The sequence below is a fragment of the Photobacterium sp. DA100 genome (genome assembly GCF_029223585.1).
Classification (GTDB): Bacteria; Pseudomonadota; Gammaproteobacteria; order Enterobacterales; family Vibrionaceae; genus Photobacterium.
Window position 1 is genome coordinate 1,184,614 of record NZ_CP119423.1, and the last position, 22,069, is coordinate 1,206,682.

Sequence of the window (22,069 nt, forward strand, 5' to 3'; positions counted from 1 at the left end):
GCAGGCGACGGGCATAAAAAAAGCTACCCGAGTGGGTAGCTTTTCTATTACTTATTGGGTGATTAGCAAATTACTTTGATTGCCAGGCCACCCTGTGAAGTTTCACGGTATTTCGCGTTCATGTCTTTACCGGTTTCAAGCATCGTCTCGATAACTTTGTCCAGTGATACGCGAGGCTCAGAAGAGCGGCGAAGTGCCATACGTGAAGCATTGATTGCTTTAACTGCAGCGATACCATTACGTTCGATACAAGGAACCTGTACCTGGCCAGCAACTGGGTCACAGGTTAGGCCTAGGTTGTGCTCCATCGCGATTTCAGCAGCCATACAGACTTGCTCAGGGCTACCGCCCATAAGCTCAGCAAGGCCAGCCGCAGCCATTGAACATGCCACACCAACTTCACCCTGACAGCCAACTTCCGCACCAGAGATAGACGCGTTACGCTTGTAAAGGCCGCCGACAGCGCCAGAAGCTGCGAAGTAACGGGTGTATTCTTTCGGGCCAACTGGCTGGATGAACTTGTCGTAGTAAGCCAGAACCGCAGGGATGATACCACAAGCACCGTTAGTTGGTGCGGTAACCACACGGCCACCGGCTGCGTTCTCTTCGTTCACCGCGAAAGCGTACATGTTAACCCAGTCAACCACGGTCATTGGGTCGTTGCTCAGCTTTTCGGTTGTCATTAGCTGCTGGCGCAGAGCTGCTGCACGGCGAGGAACGCGTAGAGGACCCGGAAGGATACCTTCTTCGCTCATGCCACGCTCCATACATTCGCGCATGGTACGCCAGATGTTGGCAAAGTAAGTGCTGATTTCGTCTTCCGCGTTCATTGCGCGTTCGTTAGACATAACCAGTGAGCTTACTGACAGGCCGTTTTCCTTACACTGGTTTACTAGCTCTTCTGCTGTCGTGAACATGTAAGGAACTTTTACCGATGATTCGCTTGACTTGCCGAAGTTCTCTTCGTCAACGATGAAACCACCACCGATAGAGTAGTAAGTCTTGGCGTATGCTTCTTCCTCGCCGATGAAAGCGTGAATAGTCATACCGTTTTCGTGAAGAGGAAGGTTAGTAGTATGGAAGTTCATACCGCCTTCACGAGGGAAATCGACAGTGTGGCAGTGCATGCCAACTGGTAGGCGCTCTGTTTCTTCAACGCGGGCGATAAAGCCAGGGATGCTGTCGATGTCAACATGCTCAGGGCTGTTACCAGCCAGACCCATAATAATTGCGATATCAGTGTGGTGACCTTTACCGGTTAGAGAAAGCGAACCGTAAACATCCACGGTAATTTTAGTCACGTCACGAAGCTTGCCCATGGCACGCAGGTCATCGATGAACTCTTTACCTGCTTTCATTGGGCCGACAGTGTGCGAACTGGAAGGACCCACACCGATTTTATAGATATCAAAAACACTGATCATTGCTAATACCTCAGTCAGGGTAACTGTCTAGTTACCGTGAGACTGTATAGTTTTTATCATTCTCGCCCCTTCCTTGGCGAGATAATCAAAACAAAAGAGCAGGGGCAAACGCGTCCTGCTCTTTAGTGGCTCTATTTTACGGAATTTGAGTCAGAAGACTATGCGTTGTAGCACATTTTCTTACAAATTCACTTAGCGCTGGTGAATTATCACTAAGTCAGTGATAAATCGCCTTATAGTGCACCGTAGATTACAGAAGTAATTGCTGCAATACCACATAGTGCTGTGAAAATCTGAGCAGGAGCTGAAGTTTTGTACTTAGCCATTGCTGGTACTTTCTGCATTGCAAAGATTGGCATGATGAACAGGATAGCGGCAATCATTGGCGCACCCATAGTCTCAATCATACCTAGGATGCTTGGGTTTACGACTGCTACGACCCAAGTTGTTACTACGATGAACGCTAGAGAGATTTTCTCGATCTTGCTCTTTGGCATGTCAGAGCGAGACTTAACTAGACCTACTAGACCTTCGTGGGCACCTAGGAAGTGGCCGAAGTAGCTAGAAGTAATCGCAGCGAAAGCAACCATCGGACCCATCAGGGAAATCATTGGAGACTCGTGGATGTTTGCTAGGTAAGACAGTACTGAGATGTTCTGTGCTTGTGCGTCAGCTAGTTGCTCTGGAGATAGAGAAAGTACTACAGAGAATACAAAGAACATTACGAAGCCCATCAGCATCATTGCTGCGCCACCAGTGATCATGTCAGTTTTCTGTACTGCATTTTCACCGTATACACGACGCTGTTCTTTAGAGAACTGAGAGATGATTGGGCTGTGGTTGAACGAGAACACGATGATTGGGATTGCTAGCCAGATAACAGAAGGCATTGCGCTCCAGTCTGGGCTTACAGACATCATTGAGCCGTTCCAATCTGGAATCAGGTATACAGAAAGTGCTAGTAGAACGAATACTAGAGGGTAAACCATTGCCGAAGTTGCTTTCAGCATCAGTTCTTTACCGAATACCACACCTGCAGTCATCGCCATGATCAGGCCACCAGACAGGATCCAGCGTGGAAGTGATTCCATGCCTAGCTGGTTAACCATGAAAGAGTCAACAGTGTTGGTAATACCTACACCGTAGATAAGAACGATTGGGTAGATGGCGAAGAAGTAAGCAAAAGTGATGATGTTTGCGCCAGCTTTACCGAAGTGTTCTTCAACAGTATCAGTAATATCTGCTTCAGGGTTTTTAGCAGAAAGAACGAAACGAGCCAAGCTCTTGTGAGCAAACCAAGTCATTGGAAGAGCAAGCAGGGCTAGAATAACAAGAGGCCAGAAACCGCCAGCACCCGCTTTGATTGGCAGGAACAATACGCCCGCGCCAACAGCAGTACCGAATAGAGATAGTGCCCATGTTACGTCTTTATACGTCCATCCTGCTTTTGCAGCACTAGTTGCTACGGTGCTTGTAGATGTTTGCATGATTATATATCCAAAGTTAATTACGGAACGGAAATTAGGAACGGGGCGCATTTTCGTGATTTATTGCAGGAAAACCTTGATCGAGATCTCGTTATGTAACGGGGCGAAATTGCAATACAATTTAGTGTGACTTGGATCACACCAAAGTCCGGGGTAATATTAGGGAAATTATCGTGTCAGATTAGTTTTGCTCATACCAGAGCTGATCAGAGAGCACTTTGAGCATTTGGGCGGTGGCACCCCAGATTGAATATTTGCTGAATGGGACTGAATAAATATTGTGTGTTTTCCCTTTAAGGGTAACTTTTTGTATCCGTATATTCATCGGATTTAATACGTGTTCGATCGGGGCTTCGAACAATTCATCAACCTCGTTTGGATCCAGTTCTGGCCTGTAATCCGGCGAGATCACCGACAAGTACGGGGTGACGATATACCCACTGATAGTCGGCAAGCTTGGCAGCTGTCCAATAATGCTATCCCGGTTGCATAAAATACCAGTCTCTTCATGGGTTTCACGCAGTGCGGTATCAATTAAATCAATATCTTGAGGCTCAAATCGGCCGCCGGGAAATGAAACTTGTCCCGGGTGGTGTTTGAGGTGTTGCGCCCGGCGGGTAAAAATCATACTGAATGAGTCGTGGCGGGGAACGAGTGGGATAAGCACAGCGGCAGGTTTGAGCTGATAGCCGTCACGGATGTACTGCCTAACTCGGGTGGTATGGCTCTTATCGTAGCTGGCTTGCGGGGCAAGCAAGAAGCGGGTGATGATCTGTTGCTGGCAATTCATAAACCTTCCGTGGTGCTGCTATGACGGCATACTAATAACTATAGATGTTGAAACAGCAACTTAGCGAATTGATTTCATGAGTTGCGGGTTCGATGCCGCGGATCCGTGCAGCAATGGGTTATAAGATTATAAATAAATCCCAACAATTACAAACCCAAAAACCAACCCAACACGGTATTGGGCTGGGTTTCCGGGTTATGTCTGTGGGCTAGTTTTCCAGCACCGGCAGAATGCGGCTCAGTTTATCCAGTGTTTCTTGGTACTCACTGTCAGCCTGGCTGTCAGCCACAATGCCGCCGCCAGCCCAAACATGGAGTGTCTGCTCGTTGGCAACGAGGGTCCGGATAGTGATGCTGGTATCCATTTGGCCGCAACGGCTGACGTAGCCGATACTACCGCAGTATGCGCTGCGACGATTTGGTTCAAGCTCTTCGATTATGTCCATCGCCCGGATTTTCGGTGCGCCGGTGATTGAGCCTCCCGGGAAGCAGGCACGGAGCAGGTCGGTAGCCGTGTACTGCTGATCCAGCTCGCCGGTGACGGTACTGACCAAGTGGTGCACGGCCGGGAAGCTCTCAATATCGAACAGCTTTGGTACTTTCACCGTGCCCGGCTTGGCTACCCGGCCAATGTCGTTTCTCAGCAAATCGACGATCATCAGGTTTTCTGAGCGGTCTTTCTCGGTCGTACGCAACTCTTCAGCCAGGGCCGCGTCTCGGGCTGGGTCGGCGTCTCGAGGCCGGGTGCCTTTGATGGGCTTGGTCTCGATCTGGCCATGGCGATGCTGCAGGAATCTTTCCGGTGATACCGACAGAATAGCACTGTCACTGGTGCGGAGGAAGGCCGAGAACGGGGCGCCATTGCGCTCTTCCAGCAAGCGGTATGCCTGCCATTCATCTCCTTGGTAACTGGCAGAGAAGCGTTGGGTCAGGTTGATTTGGTAACAGTCGCCGGATAGCAGGTATTGCTGGATACGGTCGAACTTGCTGCGATATTCGTCTTTATCCATATTCGCCTGCCACGGCGATGTTAATGAAAAGACATGCGGGCGTTGCGAATCGGTAGCAGAGGCCGCGAGCTGTGCCGATTTGTGGTGTTGGAGCAGCCATTGCTTGCGACTACTGCCTGATGGCGACACCAGATACAGTCGCTTGGTGTGGTGATCGGCAACCAAGGCCCAGTCGTAAATACCTACCGCCATGTCGGCAGTGGCAATATCGTGCTTGGCGATGTTGGCCACTTTTTCGACCCTGCGCCCCAGATCATAGCTGAACAAACCGACAGCACCGCCGATAAAAGGCACATCTTTTAGAGGGGTTGTTGACGGAACCAGCTGTTGCTGGATTGACTGGATTAACGTGAACGGGTCGTCGTTGCTCGACTTTTCATCACCATTTGAAAATTTAATATGAGTTGTTTCACCATATGTCTCTAAAGTGGCTAAAGGATCAGCAACTAAAATGTCGAATCGATTATCTGGGTGATCCGAAGCCGCGGAGCGTAATATCATAGCCCAAGGCAGACCCGCAAACGATTCAAACCACGTTAGCGAGGCGTCTTTGTGGTAGTCGAGTTGTTCAATACTCAGTTCTGGATGTGATTTACAAATCATTTTCTTTTTTGTGACAGGTGTACGTTTGGCGCATGGCGCGAAATTATCCGCAAGAGTATCATAAACGCAGAATTTAATCCGACGCCCAAGGACGTCCTGAAGGCATTATTTTTAGCAGGTAGCGATGAAATAGGCTGGATGGAGAAACGCCATGAGGATCATGGCCGCGTGGTTACATTTGAAATTTGAAAATGTGAATCACACCCTACACTGGAAGCAAAAAAATCGGGCGCCAGGGAATGATAAAAAAATCAACGAGGGCAGATATGACCGTCATCCGTAAACAAGATGTGATCAGTAGTGTGGCCGATGCGCTGCAGTACATTTCTTACTACCATCCGCTCGACTTTGTTCAAGCTTTGGAAAAAGCCTACCACAAAGAGCAGAGCCAAGCTGCGAAAGACGCGATTGCTCAGATCCTGATCAACTCGCGTATGTCAGCAGAAGGTCGCCGCCCAATCTGTCAGGATACCGGCATCGTGACCTGCTTCGTCAAAATCGGTATGAACGTGCAGTGGGACAGCGATCTGACTGTGCAGGAAATGATCGATGAAGGCGTACGCCAGGCCTACACCAATCCGGATAATCCGCTACGAGCCTCTGTCGTAGCCGATCCTGCGGGCAGCCGCAAAAACACCAAGGACAATGCCCCTGCAGTTGTCCATATCGATATGGTGCCGGGCGACAAAGTTGAAATTCAGGTCGCGGCCAAAGGCGGCGGCTCTGAGAACAAGACCAAAATGGTGATGCTCAACCCATCCGACGATGTGGCCGAGTGGGTCGAGAAAACCGTGCCGCTGATGGGCGCGGGCTGGTGTCCACCGGGTATGCTGGGGATTGGTATTGGCGGCACTGCCGAGAAAGCGGCGGTGTTGGCAAAAGAATCCTTGATGGAGTCTGTCGACATCCATGAGCTGCAGGAGCGTGGCGCGCAGAATGCTGAAGAAGAGCTCCGCCTGGATATCTATAATCGAGTCAACAAGCTGGGCATTGGTGCACAGGGTCTTGGCGGCTTGACAACGGTTTTGGATGTCAAAATCAAAACGGCACCGACGCACGCAGCATCCAAGCCGGTTTGCATGATCCCTAACTGTGCGGCGACCCGCCACGTTCACTTTACTCTGGACGGCTCAGGCCCGGCAGATCTGAAGCCGCCGAAGCTCGAGGATTGGCCGGAAGTAACCTGGGAAGTCGGTGACAATGTTCGCCGTGTAAACTTGGATGAAGTGACCAAAGAAGATGTCCTGGAGTGGCGCTCCGGTGAGACCTTGCTGCTATCAGGCAAGATTTTGACAGGCCGTGATGCTGCACACAAGCGCATCCAGGATATGCTAGCGAAAGGTGAAGACTTCCCGGTTGATTTCAAAAACCGCTTCATCTACTACGTCGGCCCTGTCGATGCGGTGGGCGATGAGGTTGTTGGCCCAGCGGGTCCAACAACGTCTACGCGTATGGACAAGTTCACCGATATGATGCTTGAGCAAGCCGGCCTGACCGGTATGATCGGTAAGGCAGAGCGTGGCCCGGCAGCGATTGAGTCAATCAAAAAGCACAAAGCGGTGTACTTGATGGCTGTAGGCGGAGCCGCCTACTTGGTTGCCAAAGCCATCAAAAAAGCACGCGTGGTGGCGTTCGAAGACTTGGGCATGGAGGCTATCTATGAGTTTGAAGTCGAAGATATGCCAGTCACGGTTGCCGTTGATGCCGAAGGGGTGAATGCCCACCAAACGGGGCCAGATACTTGGAAAGTGAAGATTGCTGAGCTTGAAGGCTAAGCATTCCAGTGTTTGAACCGTTGAAAAGGAGCCGAATGGCTCCTTTTTTATTGCAAAGTCCCTGGTCCCAACGCACCGGCTATTGAGTAAAATAAAAATAGCTAAATCCACCTCAAAAACTTACCTCATGATTTCACGTATTTAGTGAGATTGAGATTTCTTTATCTGATATTTGCTGACTTCTCCTGATTTTTCGTTGCAGCCTATCGTTGTCATATCTGAGCTTTGATAACGTCATAGCCATACTTAATAACCTGTTTTTTGTTGTTTTTTTGTTATTGGTTTCATTAATGTAGCAATATGTGGGCTATAGTATTAACAAGCATTTTAGTGTCATATTCCCACACCTTGGTGTGCTTGGCTGCTGAAATAAATACAACAATAATCAAGAATTACAGAGGATTTTATGGGACGCGTGTTGTGGGCCCCGGCCTTGTTTGCATTGTTGGTGCAAGGTTGCGGGGACAAAGAAGTCGTCATTCCTGAACCCGACTCCAGGCCTGTCAAGTTAGAAGCGGTATCGGTAGGCAGTAGCGAAAGTTATCGTACCTTTCCTGCTGTTGTTGAGGCCGGAGATAAAGCGGTGTTGGCTTTTCGGGTGTCTGGGCAACTAGATAATGTCAACGGCAAGCCCGGTGATATCGTCAAGCGAGGGCAGGTTCTCGCCCACCTCAATACTGATGAGCTTAGCCTTTTGCTTGAGCAGGCTAAAGCCGACTATGAGTTGGCTTTCGTACAGTACAAGCGAGACAAAGAGCTGCTTAAAACCAAGGTGGTATCAGAACTGGATTTCGACCGTTCGGAGGCTGAACTCAATCAAGCCAAAGCGGATTTGGACAAAGCCCAGGCAAACCTCAATTATGCCAGCTTGGTTGCGCCATACGATGGCACACTGTCATTATCGCTGGTCGAAAACTACGAATACGTCGCGGCTAAGCAGCCTGTCATGCATATTCAAAGTGCTGGTTTGATCAATGTGACCTTCCAGCTACCGGATCAGCTGTTTGCCCGTTTCCAGCATCGCTCCGATTTTGACCGGGATCCAACCGTTACCTTCGATACTATTCCTAACCAGACCTTCTCCGCCGAGTTCAAGGAAATCGATACCGAGGCCGATGCGAAAACGTCGAGCTACAAAGTGACGCTCTTTATGGAGCGCCCAGAGGGGTTCAATTTGCTTCCCGGTATGGCAGGGCATGTACGCGTGGCGATCCCTCAGAGCTCCAGCGGCTCGATTCCATCCCGTGCCATATTAACCGAGGACGGTAGCACCTTTGTCTGGCGGGTTGACGAGCAAGGGATAGTGAGCAAGGTATCCGTTCAACTTGATGAGAAGCGCAGGGTAGTGGACGGGTTGAACGATGGGGACTTGATTGTCACCTCCGGTGTTCAGGAGTTGCAAGAGGGACAGAGAGTTCGCGAATGGGTAAAAGAGCGGGGACTGTAGGATGAAAAAATTAACCCTAATCCCTTTGGTGCTGGGGGGAGTGACCTTCCTCAATGGGTGTGATAAAGCGACCGTCGAGCCACGTAGTATCGTTATGCCGGTTTCGGTGGCTGAAGTGACAATTGCCCATTCGGCACCGCAGCTGGCTTTTCCTGCGGTGGCCGCTGCGGCCGATAAGTCGAGTTTGTCGTTCCGGGTGCAAGGCGAAATAATCCATATTGCCGTGCGTCCCGGTGATCAAGTCAAGAAAGGGCAATTACTCGCCCGCCTTGACCCGACCGATTACAAGCTGGAAGTTGATGACGCCCAGGCCAAGTATAATGTCGCCGATAGCCAGTACCGCCGTTCGGCCAAGCTGGTCAAGCAAGGTTTCCTGCCCCAGTCGCAGTTTGATGAGCTGAAAGCGCAGCGCCGGATCGCCAAGGCCCGCCTCGATTTGGCCAAGCTCAACCTGACGTTCACCGAACTCAAGGCCCCGTTTTCGGGGGTGATCTCAAGGGTGCCGGTTGAGCAGTTTGAGAATGTTCAGGTTGGTCAGCTGGTGATGAACCTGCATCTGGCAGATCAGGTCGATATCATCATCCAAGCTCCGGATATGATCTACTCCCAAAGTACTGCAGTAGAAGTGCAGGAATCGAAACCGGGGGCGAGGGTGCTGCTCGAGGGCGGTATCGAGTACCGGGCTTATCTCAAGGAATTTACCACTGAGCCAGATCCAAACTTGGGATCATTTTTAGTCACACTGACCATGCCAATGCCCGAGGATCGTTTTATTCTTGATGGCATGGCGGTAGAAGTGAGAGCCGATGCCCAGAAACTTAAAGTTTATCGCCGAGATGAGTCTGTGATCCCACTCGAGGCCATCATCAACGAAGATGGTGATGATCTCGCCATGGAGAATAAGTTCGTCTGGGTTGTCAACGATGACAACACGGTGACCAAGCGCAGAGTCGTCACCGATAAGGTGGTACCGGAAGGAATTCGATTACTTGAAGGGTTGGAAGCGGGCGAGCATATCGTGGTTGAAGGGGCAAACAGATTACGTGAAGGCCAGTCGGTCACCATAGTCAATAAGGAGGCAGGCTGATTATGAAGCAGGATATTGCAAGCTATTTTATTCGCAACAAAGTGATCAGCTGGATGCTGACCCTGATCTTTTTGATCGGCGGTACCATGGCATTTTTTGGCTTGGGGCGACTTGAAGACCCGGCTTTCACGATCAAGGATGCCATGGTGATCACTTCTTATCCCGGAGCGACACCATTGCAAGTCGAAGAGGAAGTGACCTATCCGATCGAGAAAGCAATCCAGCAGTTGATATATGTTGATGAGGTGAACTCGGTCTCTAGCCGCGGGCTTTCACAGATCACCGTGACCATGAAGAACAACTACGGGCCTGATGATCTGCCGCAAATTTGGGATGAAATGCGGCGTAAGGTCAACGATCTCAAGCCGTCGTTGCCGCCGGGGGTGCATGAGCCTTCTGTTGTCGACGACTTTGGTGATGTGTTCGGTATGTTGCTGGCGATAACTGGTAAGGGATACAGCTACAAGGAGCTCAGCGATTATGTGGATTACCTGCGCCGTGAAATTGAGCTTGTCGACGGCGTGGGAAAAGTATCGGTGACGGGGACCCAGCAAGAGCAGGTGTTTATCGAAATCTCGATGCAACGTCTCAGCAGTTTGGGGATTTCGCCGCAGACCATTTATAGCACGCTCGAAACCCAGAATCTGGTCACCAGTGCCGGTGCCGTCCGTATCGGCAATGAGTATATCCGTGTCCATCCGACCGGTGAGTTCCAGAGTGTTGATGAACTCGGTGATTTGATTATCACCGAGAGCGGGGCGGAAGGGCTTATCTACCTGAAGGATGTGGCTGACATCAAACGTGATTTCCAAGAAGTCCCGAGTAATTTGATCAGCTACAACGGCAGGCAAGCGCTGCATGTTGGGATCTCGGCAGTTGAAGGCGTCAACGTTGTCGAGGTTGGTAAGCGCGTTGAAAGGCGGCTTAACGAACTCAAAGAGCAGCAGCCAGTCGGTATTGATATCGGGGTGGTGTATAGCCAGCCGACCGAGGTCGACAAATCTGTCAGTGGGTTTGTGATCAGCCTGGGCCAGGCCGTGGCGATTGTTATTATCGTCTTGCTGTTCTTCATGGGGCTGAGATCTGGCCTATTGATCGGCTTGATCCTGCTGCTGACCGTACTGGGCACCTTCGTCTTCATGAGCTGGTTGGCTATCGACTTGCAGCGGATCTCGCTGGGGGCGCTGGTTATCGCGCTGGGTATGCTGGTGGATAATGCGATAGTGGTGGTCGAAGGAGTGCTGATAGGGATGCAGAAGGGACGGACCCGGATGCAGGCGGCCTCGGATATTGTGACCCAGACTAAGTGGCCGTTGCTGGGAGCGACCGTGATTGCGGTCATGGCATTCGCGCCGATAGGTTTATCTCAGGACTCGACCGGTGAGTATTGTCGGACGTTGTTTACCGTGCTGTTGATCTCCTTGATGCTCAGCTGGTTTACCGCAATTTCTCTGACGCCGTTTTTCAGTGACTTGTTCTTCAAGAGTGTCAAAACCGGTAACCAGGATCCGGATGCGGACCCTTATGCCGGCAAGATATTCGTCTTGTACCGGACATTCCTCGAGTTCTGCATGCGCCGTGCATGGATGACAGTGATTGTGCTGGTGGCCATGCTGGGGGCTAGCCTGTATGGCTTTACCCTTCTCAAGCAGTCGTTCTTCCCGGCGTCGACGACACCGATGTTCATGGTCGACATCTGGCTGCCGGAAGGGACGGATATCCGGGCAACCAACGCGACCTTGGAAGAGCTGGAAGGTATCGTGAGGCAGGATGAACGTGTCGAGTATGTCAGTTCCAGTGCCGGTAAGGGCTCGCAGCGCTTCATGCTGACCTATTCGCCGGAGAAGAGTTACTCCTCCTATGGTGAGTTGGTTATTCGGGTTAACAGCTTCGATGATGTGATGCCGGTCATGGGTAAGCTCGGTGAGGTGCTGGACACACGCCATCCCGAGCTGGAATACAAGCTCAAGCAGATCATGCTTGGCCCATCATCGGGCTCGAAAATCGAGGCCCGTCTGGTTGGCCCCGATCCCACAGTGCTGCGCACATTGGCCAAGCAGGTGGTGGATATCATGAATGCCGATCCAGGGGCGTTTAATATTCGCCATGACTGGCGTGAGCGCAATAAGGTGATCGAGCCGGTCTTTAACGAAAGCCAGGCTCGCCGCTACGGTATCACCAAAAAAGATGTCGACGATCTGTTGCAGATGTCCTTCTCCGGCTTGACCGTCGGGGTATACCGTGACGGAACCAACCTAATGCCTATCGTCGCCCGATTGCCGGAAGAGGAGCGCGTGGATGTCAGTACGATCGAAGGGATGAAAATCTGGAGCCCGGCAACGCAAGGCTATATTCCGCTGCAGCAGGTGATCAATGGCGTCAATATGATTTGGGAAGACCCGTTGATTGCGAGGAAAGACCGCAAGCGGATGCTGACTGTGATGGCTGATCCGGATCCGTTGGGCGATGAAACGGCGGCGACGGTGCAGGCTCGTATCCAGCCGCTGATCGAAGGGCTGGATTATCCGCCGGGCTATTCGTTGGAGTGGGGGGGAGAGTATGAGTCCTCGGCCGATGCGAAGGCCTCGCTGTTCCAGACCATGCCGATGGGGTACCTGGTCATGTTCTTGATCACCATCTTCCTGTTCAACAAAGTGAAGGAAGCTTTGATTGTCTGGGCGACGGTACCATTGGCGGTCATTGGTGTTACCACCGGGTTGCTATTGCTCAACACTCCGTTTGGCTTCATGGCCCTGCTAGGCTTCCTCAGCCTGTCGGGGATGTTGGTGAAAAACGGTATCGTACTGCTGGATCAAATCGAAATTGAAATAGCCAGCGGTAAGGAGAAGTATCAAGCGGTGGTTGATGCTGCGGTGAGCCGTGTGAGACCGGTGTGTATGGCGGCGATCACCACGGTACTGGGTATGGTGCCTTTGCTGCCGGATGTGTTCTTCAAACCTATGGCCGTGACCATCATGTTTGGTTTGGGCTTTGCAACGGTATTGACCCTGATTGTGGTACCTGTGCTGTATCGCCTGTTCCACCATGTGTCGCTACCTGATAGCCGTTCGGCGGTAGTCGAGCCGGCGCATAGTTAGAGCGGGCTAAAACACGCAAGAAACAAAAGGGGCGCAATGTGCGCCCCTTTTTATTTGGTTATGCTATTAGATCAGAGATAAAGTGAAAGGTTTTTAAGCGGTTACTTTCCAAGTCATCTCTTCGCCGGCGCGGATTGGTACCACAACATCGTTACCAAACGCCATGGTTTCAGGTACGGCCCAGTTTTCTTTAGTCAGGGTGATCGTATCTGTGTTGCGCGGCAGGCCGTAGAAATCCGGGCCGTTGAAGCTGGCAAAGGCTTCTAGTTTATCCAGCGCATCAGCTTGCTCGAACACTTCGGCATACAACTCGATGGCGGCATGAGCCGTATAGGAGCCGGCACAGCCGCAGGCAGACTCTTTGCGGCCTTGGGCATGCGGGGCCGAGTCGGTACCCAGGAAGAATTTCGGGCTGCCGCTGGTTGCTGCTGCGACCAGTGCCTGCTGGTGGATGTTGCGCTTGAGGATTGGCAGGCAGTAAAAGTGTGGGCGGATCCCGCCTACCAGCATGTGGTTGCGGTTGAACATCAGGTGGTGTGCCGTGATGGTTGCTGCCACATTTGGGCCGGCATTGTTGACAAACTCGACGGCATCTTTGGTGGTGATGTGCTCGACCACGATTTTCAGGTTTGGCATCTTCTCAACGATAGGGCCAAGTACGGTGTCGAGGAATTGCTTTTCGCGATCGAAGATATCAACTTCATGGGTTGTTACCTCACCGTGGATCAGAAGCAGCATCCCTTCTTCCTGCATCGCTTCCAGTGTCGGGATCAGCTTGTCGATAGACGTCACACCCGAGTCGGAGTTGGTGGTTGCACCTGCAGGGTAAAGCTTGGCGGCAAAGATATGGCCGGTTGCTTTTGCTTTGCGAATTTCGTCAGGGGTGGTGTTGTCGGTGAGGTAGAGAGTCATAAGAGGGGAGAAATTGCCTTGAGGCTTTTCGGCAAGGATACGGTCGCGGTAGGCCAGTGCAGCTTCCGTATCGGTGACCGGTGGGATCAAGTTTGGCATGATGATAGCTCGACCCATGTAGCGGCTGATATCGCGAACGGTATCTGTCAACACTTCACCATCGCGCAAATGGGTGTGCCAGTCATCAGGACGTGTGATCGTAATAGTCGTCATTGTTGCTTCCCTCCCAAAAAAAATCGACCGATTCTAAAACCTCTGCCAAAGCTTGTAAAGCGGGTTGTTCAAACTATTGAATTAATTGGTGCACAATGGAGCAAACGATTGCTTTTAGCGGGTGTAAATAGGTGACTTCCTCGGTTAGGGCTTGAGGCATTAAGAAATAAGCCAGCCGAGACGGCTGGCTTTAGGACGGGGTGAAAAAGCAATTTAGAGCTTGAAGCGGTGGACCAGATCGTTCTGCTGATGGGCGAGCTGATCGAGCTTGCTGCTAGCTTCAGCCACTTCCTCCATCGCGCGATAGTTGGAATCGGCAATATGGCTGATGTCTTCCAGCGAGCGGGCGATAGAGCCCGTGGTACTGCGCTGCTCTTCCGCCGCTTGCGCAATTTGGGTACTCATCTTGCTGATCTCGAGAATGATGGCCTGGATTTCTTCCATTGCACTGTTGGCATCCGAGGCCTGGGTGATACTGTTTTCCATTTCGCTGACACAGCTCTGCATGACGTCAACGGCCTGGCCCGAACTGGATTGCAGGCGCTGGATCATCTGCTCGATTTCGGACGTCGAGTCGGTGGTCCGCTTGGCCAGTACCCGGACTTCGTCTGCCACCACGGCAAAGCCGCGGCCTTGCTCGCCGGCCCGTGCCGCCTCGATGGCTGCATTGAGCGCGAGCAGGTTGGTCTGGTCGGCAATGTTTCTGATCACATCCAGGATTGAGCCGATATTGCTGCTCATTTCCTGCAGTTCCGAAACGGCGTGGACCGATTTGTCTAAACGCGTCGACAGCTGGTGTGCCGTGTTGATATTGCGGCTCATGACGTCCCGGCCCGTGCTCGACGCCTGTTCGACTTCATGGACCCGCTCCATGGTGCTCTGGGCGCTGTGGGACACGTCCGTGACAGATTGCTCCATTTCGGTCATGGCCGTAGCGACAGAGGCCGTTTGCTGGCGTTGCTCGTTGAGCCGGTGTTTCGCTTCAGTGGTTGTTGATTGATTTACTTCGGCGACAGAGGTGAGATCGCTGGAGGCTTGGCTCAGTTTGCCAAGGATTTCCTGCAGGTTATCGGCCAGGGTATTGATGTAGTTGCCCAATTTGCTGAATTCGGCAAACTGGTTGACTTGGCTGCGTTTGGTCATGTCCCCCTTGGCTAAGGCTTCAAGCGTGGCCAGGGTCGCGTTCAGGGGCTTGCGGACACTTTGGGCGATATACCAACCGATGAACAGGGCAAACAGGGTGGTCCCTATCCCGAGGATGGTCGCATTGCGGAAGCCCTGGTTGTAGGTGCGGTCGGCGTTGGTGATGGCGGTATCCATTTGGGTTGTCGCCTGGGCGCTGAAGCCAGCTAGCAGTTCCGTTGCCTGGTCGATTTCATTGGCGAGGGTAGCAATGTTGTCGTAGAGCCGGTTGCGGGCCTCGATATACTGGAAGTGGGCATCCAGTACCCCACCGGATTGACCGATATCGACGGTGTATTGGTCAATCGACTTGTCAAAAATTGGCTTGAGCTCCGGCATGATCGCAAGCAGCGAGCGATAGGCATTGTTGAGGTGGTTGATGTTACGCCGGTTGCTTTTGATGGCGTTGTCAATGGTGCTGATATCTTCCGTTGCGAGGGCATCGGAAGTGACGACCTCGGTTTCCTGCAGTTTGACAAAGTAGTTCTTGGCAATCATCTTGACCGAAATACTCTCTTGATCATCCACATAGTCTTTCATCCGGCTATTGAGGCTGCTGTGCAGCTGCTGGAAGCGTCGGGCAGATTGTTGACGATCGGCTTGGGCAAGCAGCTGGATCCGGTAGTTGTCCATCGCGTTGTGCGCCTCGCGGAAATAACGGTTTTCCAAGGCGATCAGTGCTTCCAGCTGGCCGCTTAGCGCCGCATTGTCTCGTGAGGCGCTCACTAGCTGTTCGAAAGCCGTTAGAAATTGCTGGTGGGCCTGGCCAAACTGCTTTTCGTAGCCATCCATTCGCTCAAGGTTCTGGCTGGTGAGGAAATCCTTGTAGATCTTGTCAGCGGCCAGCAGTCTTACGCTGACTTGGTTTGATAGTGATACCAAAGGCATCGACTGGGTAGTGACGATCTGGAGCTGTTGGTGGATCCGGCTGGTACCATCGAGCATCATCACCAGCGTGGCAACAAATAGCATGACCATGACGGTGATAGCGGTATACATACGTCGTATGACAGAGGTCTGTTTCGTTGTCTTCATAATATCCCTAAAAAGTACAAGCAAGCGACAGCAGAACTTACTTATGGCAATGTAATACGAAGTTAGAATTATGGTTTTAGTCTTCGTACAAAATGTGACGGCTAAAATTTTAGAAGCAAAAAAAGCGAACAAAATTGCGTCATTTTCGACTCACCCAACCCATAAATTCCGGTTATGGGTCCGGCACATCATGCCAAATAGTAAATGATTTTGCTCCGTACATTCTTTGACGGCTGCATCAAAAAATAACTTTGTTATCCGGTGATTTAATTCACATCGTCCAACGCGTTGGTGGGCGTTTTTGTGCTATTGACTTGCGATCATTAGGGGGAGGGGGCAAAAAAGAGCTGGAAAAAAGATTAAAAACAATGTTCAATATTGCTCTTATTAACGTAGTCGAGCATACTGCAAGTGTAGATTCGATAACGATAAATGGAGCAAGACATGGCTGAAGAAACCATTTTCAGTAAGATTATTCGCAAGGAAATTCCCGCTGACATTCTTTATCAGGACGATTTGGTAACGGCTTTCCGCGATATTAACCCGCGTGCGCCAAGCCACATTCTGATCATTCCGAATAAGTTGCTGCCAACCGTTAACGATGTGGAAGCAGAGGATGAATTGATGATGGGGCGCTTGTTTACGGTTGCCCGTAAGCTTGCCGAGCAGGAAGGGGTTGCTGAAGACGGTTACCGTTTGATCATGAACTGTAACCCGCATGGTGGCCAGGAGGTATATCACATTCATATGCACCTGCTGGGTGGTCGCCCTCTGGGGCCGATGCTTGTGGGTTAGTGTAAGGCTCGGCTGGCCGGTTATTGGTTAGCCGAGAGCAAGTGAACTTCTGTTCCAAATTGAAGTCTGAGTGGCGAGTATTTACGGCGTGTTTGCTGATGATAGATGGCACTCAGGCTTTGTTTTAGGGTTGGCAAAAGATGTTGAAACATGCCGTCGTAGCGGTGTTGTCGTTTGGGTTGGTTGCATGTGCAAATTTATCTACCCAGAGTTTATTTAGTCATTATAGTGCGGCTAACAGTAAGGCCCATCAGGCAATGCAGCAGGGCTCGTACCAACAAGCCCTGGACGTATTGCCTGATGCGCCTGCCGGTGAAATCCTAGATGGTATGGAAAAGGGACGGGTTGGCTTCGTCGCTGGTCACTACCCGCAGAGCTTTGGGGCGCTGCAGGCGGCTGACAGTGCGGTCAAGGAGCAGCAGCGCCAGGCTCGTATTCAGGTGTCGGAAGGGTTCAATCAGGTAGGTTCATTGCTGACCAATGATAATATGATCACCTACCGCCCTGCGGACTACGAGCTGGGCTTTTTACATCTTTACCTGGCTCTCAATTACCTTCAGCAACGCAACCTCGAAGGGGCGCTGGTGGAAGTGCGCCGTGCCAACCAAGTGCAAGAAGCGGCAAAGAGGCAGCGGGAGGCCGAATTGGCGAAGGCGGCGAAGGAAGCGCGCCGAAAGGGATTGGATCAAAACCTTGGGGCTGTCTTGGCGCGCTATCCGGACGTGGGGAGTGAGCTGGGCAATATCCAGAACGGCTACCTGTTTTTCCTGTCCGGTGTACTCTACGAGGCTGATGGCGATCTCAACAGCGCTTATATCGACTACAAACGGGCCTTAGCGGTCGCCCCTAATAATCCGTTTGTCGCCGAGACGGTGCTGCGTCTGGCGACACGCATGCGGATGGACAATGATTTGCCTGCGTTACAGGCGCGATACGGCAAATACCAACCGCCCTCAGCCAGCACCGGCCGGGTCATCGTGTTTGACGAGCAGGGGGTGGTATCGGCAAGGGATGACTGGCGCCTGCCTATCTGGCTAACAGACAGCCGAGGCGACGGGGTCATTTATAATCTGACCCTGCCTTATTATCGCACTCCGTCCAAGAATGCTTATACGCCGCTGCAGCTCAATGGCGAGCCTCTGGCCGATAGTACCGTGGCCAATGTCGATGGCATGGCGCGCTACAGCCTTCAGGAAGATCTGCCGATGATTGTACTGCGGCAGGCTTTGCGGGTGGCGGCAAAGAACGAAGTGCGCAAAACCGCAGCAAGAGAAGCCAATGATGTGGGTAACGTATTGACTAATATATTCAATACTCTTACCGAGCAACCAGATACTCGAAGCTGGCAGACCTTGCCGGCGTCGGTGTCGATCGCCCAGCAAGATGTGGCGGCAGGGCACTATGATTTGGCCTGGAATGGCCATCAGATAGACGTAGATGTCCAGGCGGGAAGAACAACAATGGTGTGGGTATCACGTCAGGGAAATCAGCTGACCGGTTGGTCAGTCTTATTGGGGGGTAACTAATGAGAATTTTACTTGTATTGGGTTTGGTCCTGGGGTTGGCCGCGTGTTCCAACACCACCTCGGGGATCAGCATTGAGAGCAGTAACCAAAGCGTGGTGATCGGGAACCCCAACTTGGCTAGCCGGCTTTCGATTGAGCAGGCCCATGTTTCCGAGGTCAACGGCTTGCTGAAAGCAGGGGTGCCGGTGACCAGCCAGATTGACTCTGATCTGAATCTGCAATACCGCTTTTATTGGTATGATGCCCAGGGACTGGAAGTGAGCGGAAGCGATAGCCCTTGGCGGCAGGTTGTGCTGCATGGCAAAGATACAATGACATTACAAGCCGTTGCCAGAAGCCCTCAGGCGACACAATACCGGATTTATATCCGAAAAGCTGATTATTAATTTTGGGATTGGCACTGTAGCGAGTGCTGTTTGACTGATAAAGGTAAAACGATGAAAAAAAGCGTAATCGCATTAATGGGTGTAGCGGCGCTGATGGGCGGGTGTGCCCAGAAGGTAAGCTATGGCGATGCTCAGCAGGCTGAAACAACCACTATTGAATTTGGTTCGACAGACTTGCAAAAGATTGCTGAAGAAATGACTGACAGCATGCTGACATCAGGCTCGGTCGCATACATTACCGGGAATGGCCAGCGCCCAATCATAGTTGTTGATAGTATCAAGAACAAAACCAGCGAGCATATTGATACCGAGTCGATCACCGACTCTGTCAGCACACGCCTGCTTAACTCAGGCAAGTTCCGTTTTGTCGACATGACCCGTGTCGAAGACGTGCGTAAGCAGCTTAACTTCCAGAATAATGACGAGCTGGTCAACCAGAGCACGGCGATTCAGTTCGGTAAAATGGTCGGGGCTGAGTACATGCTCTACGGTAACCTGTCGAGCATTGTGAAATCCGCCGGCAGCGACAAAGATGTCTACTACAAGATGACCATGCGCCTGATGGATTTGGAGACTGGCCTGATTGAGTGGGCTGACGAAACCGAGATCCGTAAGCAGGAATCGAAAAGCCTGCTGGGCTGGTAACTTTTACACTAGGGTGCTCCGGTGCAATGAGTATTGATAGCTTGCGAACTTTGTTTGAAGCCAGGTTACCGGAATACGGCCTAGTCAGTGCCGAACCTCTCAGTGGCGGTCTCAGTAACCGCTGCTGGGTGGTGGTCATCGAGCACAGACAGAACGCTCTACGACATACCTTGGTATGGCGGCCAACCTCCTCCTCGTCACTTGCTTTTGGTGTCTCCAGGCAGCAGGAGCACAACGTACTCCGTGCCATTGCCTCGTCTTCCCAGCATGAGATTGCGCCATGCCCCTTCGCTTTGTTTCCAGAAGGCTTACTGGTCGAGTGGGTCGCGGGACAAACCGCTCTGCAGGCGCTTCCCTGCGAGACCTTAATGGCGACTCTGGTGACCATTCATCAATTGCCGGTGCCAAGCCATCGTCTTGACTGCCGACAACGAACTGCGCACTACTGGCAGAATATCGGCGGGGCTGCTGATGACCCTCAGCTGAGACGTATTCATGCGTACTTTCAGGCCCGGCCGACCACGGCGTGGTTTGCCGATACTTGCTGCCACCATGACTTGGGGGGATACAACATCATCACCGCCCCCAACGGCCGACACACCGTGATTGACTGGGAATATGCCTCCGCCGGTGATCCGTCGCTGGACCTGGCGCTGACGATTGCGGCTAACCAGTTGGATGCTAAGGCCGCCGTTGCCCAGTATTGTCAAAGTCGTGGGATCAAGGATGTCGCCTGTCAGGCCCGCTGGCAGGCGGCAGTCGCCTATTGGCAACCGTGGTGTGACTACATGGCGATGCTCTGGTTCTACGTCGGGGCCCAACTCTTTTCTACTTTACAACAGCCCGATGACGATTATCTCAATCAGGCCCTGGCGTTGAAGGAAAAGCTATGGGGCGGGGGGCAGTTTACTGATTAATAGGCAGTTAATTTTTCCTCTCGACTACAATTGAGGTGGCCCTTTCCCGTTTGTGCGAAATACGTTTTTATCGGTTCTGTATACTGTAGAAATGATCTCTTGGCTGGGGTTTACGCGTAATCTGGAGGGAAGAGATGAGGAAAAGAGCATGATTAAGAGGCACCTCAAGTGGGTCTTGCTCAGCATGGCCGTGGTATTGGTGGTAGGCTGCGCCACCCGATTAGCCTACAACAACCTTGACGTATGGCTGAGCTATCGCTTTTCTTCCTATGTGAGCCTGGATTCCTCCCAGGACTCGGCGTTCGACCGGGGACTTGACCGGGCTCTAGCCATCCATCGTAGGCAAGAGCTTCCCAAAATCCATCGCACCATCGATCACCTGCAGGCTGATTTGCTCACTCCTATGACATTTGGCCAGATGCAGGAATACTATACGGTGTTCACACAGCTGGGGCAGGATTCAGTTGCAATTCTGGCCGATCCGCTTGCCGATCTCTTGGTTTCGCTCAACGAGGCTCAGGTGGCCCAGCTCGAAGGCCATTTACGCCAGCGCTTTGCTGAATATGATCAGAAGCGGGCTAAGCTGAGTCAATCCGAGAAACTGGCAAAACGAGCGGAACGCTTGCAGGACTTTACCCAAGACTGGCTGGGGTCGCTGACCAGCCGGCAGCAGGAGTTGCTCACCGAACTGGCGGGCTACCAGCTGGAAATGTCACCAGTCTTCCGCTCGCTGCGCAATGGCTATTTTGAGCGTTTGAAGCAGCTGATGGAAAACCGTACTTCGCCCGCCTTCAAGGCCCAGTTTACCCAGCTGATGCGCGACATGGTTGCCTTGGACAGCCCAAAACACCAAGCAGAGATCCGGTTTTACCTCAATCGCCGTTTTGAGCTGATGCGCCGGCTCAACCACACGATGTCTCCGCAGCAGAAGGCGTTCCTCAACCGCAAGCTGGTGAACTTGCGCAAGGATGTGGCGATGCTGATTAATCAATAAGTCGATCTGACTCTCACCTGGTTGTGAAAGTAATGTCAACAAACCCCACAAAACGTGTTAGATTGATTTTACTGATAATCACAATAGGGAGTAAAAATGATTATTTATCTGCATGGCTTTGACTCAACAAGCCCGGGTAACCATGAAAAGGTATTGCAGCTTCAGTTCATTGATCCTGACGTGCGTTTTGTGAATTACAGTACCCTGCACCCTAAGCATGATATGCAGCATTTGCTTAAAGAAGTGCATAAGCTAAAAGAAGAGTCTGCGGATGACCATCCCTTGATCTGCGGTGTCGGGCTGGGTGGATATTGGTCTGAGCGGATTGGTTTCTTATGTGGTATTAAGCAAGTTATTTTTAATCCAAACCTGTATCCGGAGCGCAATATGGAAGGCCGCATCGACCGTCCGGAGGAGTACGCTGATATTTCCACCAAATGCGTAACAGATTTTCGGAGAAAAAATGCAGGTAACTGCCTGTGTATTCTTTCTACCAAGGATGAAGTCCTAGACAACAATTATACCAAAGATGTGCTTAGCGATTTTTACGACATTATCTGGGATGATAACGAAACGCATAAATTCAAGAAAATCTCCCAGCACCTGCAAACGATAAAAGCATTCAAAGAAGCTTCCTAACCCAATCTTCAAGTAGGCGGCACCAATCCTGCCGCCTGCTGCGGCCCGTCCGGGTATTGGCTATTCGCAATTTCCACTCCCCATCGCGACAATGGCCTAGACCGA

Annotated in this window: 17 protein-coding genes; 11 read left to right on the top strand and 6 right to left on the bottom strand. The window is 51.6% G+C overall.

From position 1 onward, the window contains the following. Positions 1-62: 62 nt before the first annotated feature. The 4 genes from PTW35_RS05845 to pabB all read right to left on the bottom strand — a co-directional run bounded on the left by PTW35_RS05845 (position 63) and on the right by pabB (position 5,313). Positions 63-1,424, bottom strand: a complete 1,362-nt coding sequence (locus tag PTW35_RS05845; protein WP_281026895.1) for an L-serine ammonia-lyase — start codon at positions 1,422-1,424, stop codon at positions 63-65. 233 nt (positions 1,425-1,657) lie between these two features. Continuing rightward, positions 1,658-2,911: an aromatic amino acid transport family protein gene (locus PTW35_RS05850; protein ID WP_044622927.1), complete on the bottom strand. Its 1,254-nt coding sequence runs from the start codon at positions 2,909-2,911 to the stop codon at positions 1,658-1,660. 181 nt (positions 2,912-3,092) lie between these two features. After that, positions 3,093-3,701, bottom strand: a complete 609-nt coding sequence (locus tag PTW35_RS05855; RefSeq protein WP_044622928.1) for a CoA pyrophosphatase — start codon at positions 3,699-3,701, stop codon at positions 3,093-3,095. A 208-nt stretch (positions 3,702-3,909) separates the two neighbouring features. Next, positions 3,910-5,313, bottom strand: a complete 1,404-nt coding sequence (gene pabB / locus PTW35_RS05860) for an aminodeoxychorismate synthase component I (RefSeq protein ID WP_281026896.1) — start codon at positions 5,311-5,313, stop codon at positions 3,910-3,912. 266 nt (positions 5,314-5,579) lie between these two features. On the opposite strand from pabB, the gene PTW35_RS05865 reads away from it, so the two are divergent. From PTW35_RS05865 to PTW35_RS05880, 4 genes are all read left to right on the top strand, one after another. Continuing rightward, positions 5,580-7,088 (top strand): fumarate hydratase, encoded by a 1,509-nt coding sequence (locus PTW35_RS05865; RefSeq protein ID WP_281026897.1) that lies wholly within the window; start codon positions 5,580-5,582, stop codon positions 7,086-7,088. A 406-nt stretch (positions 7,089-7,494) separates the two neighbouring features. Then, positions 7,495-8,535 (top strand): efflux RND transporter periplasmic adaptor subunit, encoded by a 1,041-nt coding sequence (locus PTW35_RS05870; protein WP_281026898.1) that lies wholly within the window; start codon positions 7,495-7,497, stop codon positions 8,533-8,535. A gap of 1 nt (position 8,536) precedes the next feature. Next, complete coding sequence (locus tag PTW35_RS05875; RefSeq protein WP_281026899.1) at positions 8,537-9,622, top strand: efflux RND transporter periplasmic adaptor subunit; 1,086 nt, start codon at positions 8,537-8,539, stop codon at positions 9,620-9,622. Between the two features lie 2 nt (positions 9,623-9,624). After that, positions 9,625-12,720, top strand: a complete 3,096-nt coding sequence (locus tag PTW35_RS05880; RefSeq protein WP_281026900.1) for an efflux RND transporter permease subunit — start codon at positions 9,625-9,627, stop codon at positions 12,718-12,720. Positions 12,721-12,813: 93 nt separating this feature from the next. On the opposite strand, the gene pyrC is transcribed toward PTW35_RS05880, so the two are convergent. Both pyrC and PTW35_RS05890 read right to left on the bottom strand, forming a co-directional pair. Further along, a complete protein-coding gene (gene pyrC, locus PTW35_RS05885) occupies positions 12,814-13,845 on the bottom strand; it encodes a dihydroorotase (protein WP_281026901.1) in 1,032 nt (343 codons plus the stop codon). A 213-nt stretch (positions 13,846-14,058) separates the two neighbouring features. Then, a complete protein-coding gene (locus PTW35_RS05890) occupies positions 14,059-16,062 on the bottom strand; it encodes a methyl-accepting chemotaxis protein (RefSeq protein WP_281026902.1) in 2,004 nt (667 codons plus the stop codon). 444 nt (positions 16,063-16,506) lie between these two features. Here PTW35_RS05890 and hinT point away from each other — a divergent pair, with 444 nt between their 5' ends. The 7 genes from hinT (at position 16,507) to ycfP (ending at position 21,964) form a co-directional block, all read left to right on the top strand. After that, the gene (gene hinT / locus PTW35_RS05895) at positions 16,507-16,857 is read left to right on the top strand and encodes a purine nucleoside phosphoramidase (RefSeq protein WP_107297478.1); all 351 of its coding nucleotides are present in this window, start codon (positions 16,507-16,509) and stop codon (positions 16,855-16,857) included. Positions 16,858-16,997: 140 nt separating this feature from the next. Next, positions 16,998-18,383: a hypothetical protein gene (locus PTW35_RS05900; protein ID WP_281026903.1), complete on the top strand. Its 1,386-nt coding sequence runs from the start codon at positions 16,998-17,000 to the stop codon at positions 18,381-18,383. Then, the gene (locus PTW35_RS05905) at positions 18,383-18,769 is read left to right on the top strand and encodes a YcfL family protein (RefSeq protein WP_281026904.1); all 387 of its coding nucleotides are present in this window, start codon (positions 18,383-18,385) and stop codon (positions 18,767-18,769) included. The genes PTW35_RS05900 and PTW35_RS05905 overlap by 1 nt, the downstream gene beginning before the upstream one ends. A 51-nt stretch (positions 18,770-18,820) precedes the next feature. Continuing rightward, entirely contained in the window at positions 18,821-19,414 is a 594-nt protein-coding gene (gene lpoB, locus PTW35_RS05910) for a penicillin-binding protein activator LpoB (RefSeq protein ID WP_107348446.1), read from the top strand. Positions 19,415-19,440: 26 nt separating this feature from the next. Continuing rightward, positions 19,441-20,331, top strand: coding sequence for a phosphotransferase (locus PTW35_RS05915; RefSeq protein WP_281026905.1), 891 nt, complete (start codon positions 19,441-19,443; stop codon positions 20,329-20,331). A 148-nt stretch (positions 20,332-20,479) separates the two neighbouring features. Next, positions 20,480-21,325: a DUF6279 family lipoprotein gene (locus PTW35_RS05920; RefSeq protein WP_281026906.1), complete on the top strand. Its 846-nt coding sequence runs from the start codon at positions 20,480-20,482 to the stop codon at positions 21,323-21,325. Positions 21,326-21,421: 96 nt separating this feature from the next. Next, the gene (gene ycfP / locus PTW35_RS05925; RefSeq protein ID WP_281026907.1) at positions 21,422-21,964 is read left to right on the top strand and encodes an alpha/beta hydrolase YcfP; all 543 of its coding nucleotides are present in this window, start codon (positions 21,422-21,424) and stop codon (positions 21,962-21,964) included. Positions 21,965-22,069: the final 105 nt, after the last annotated feature.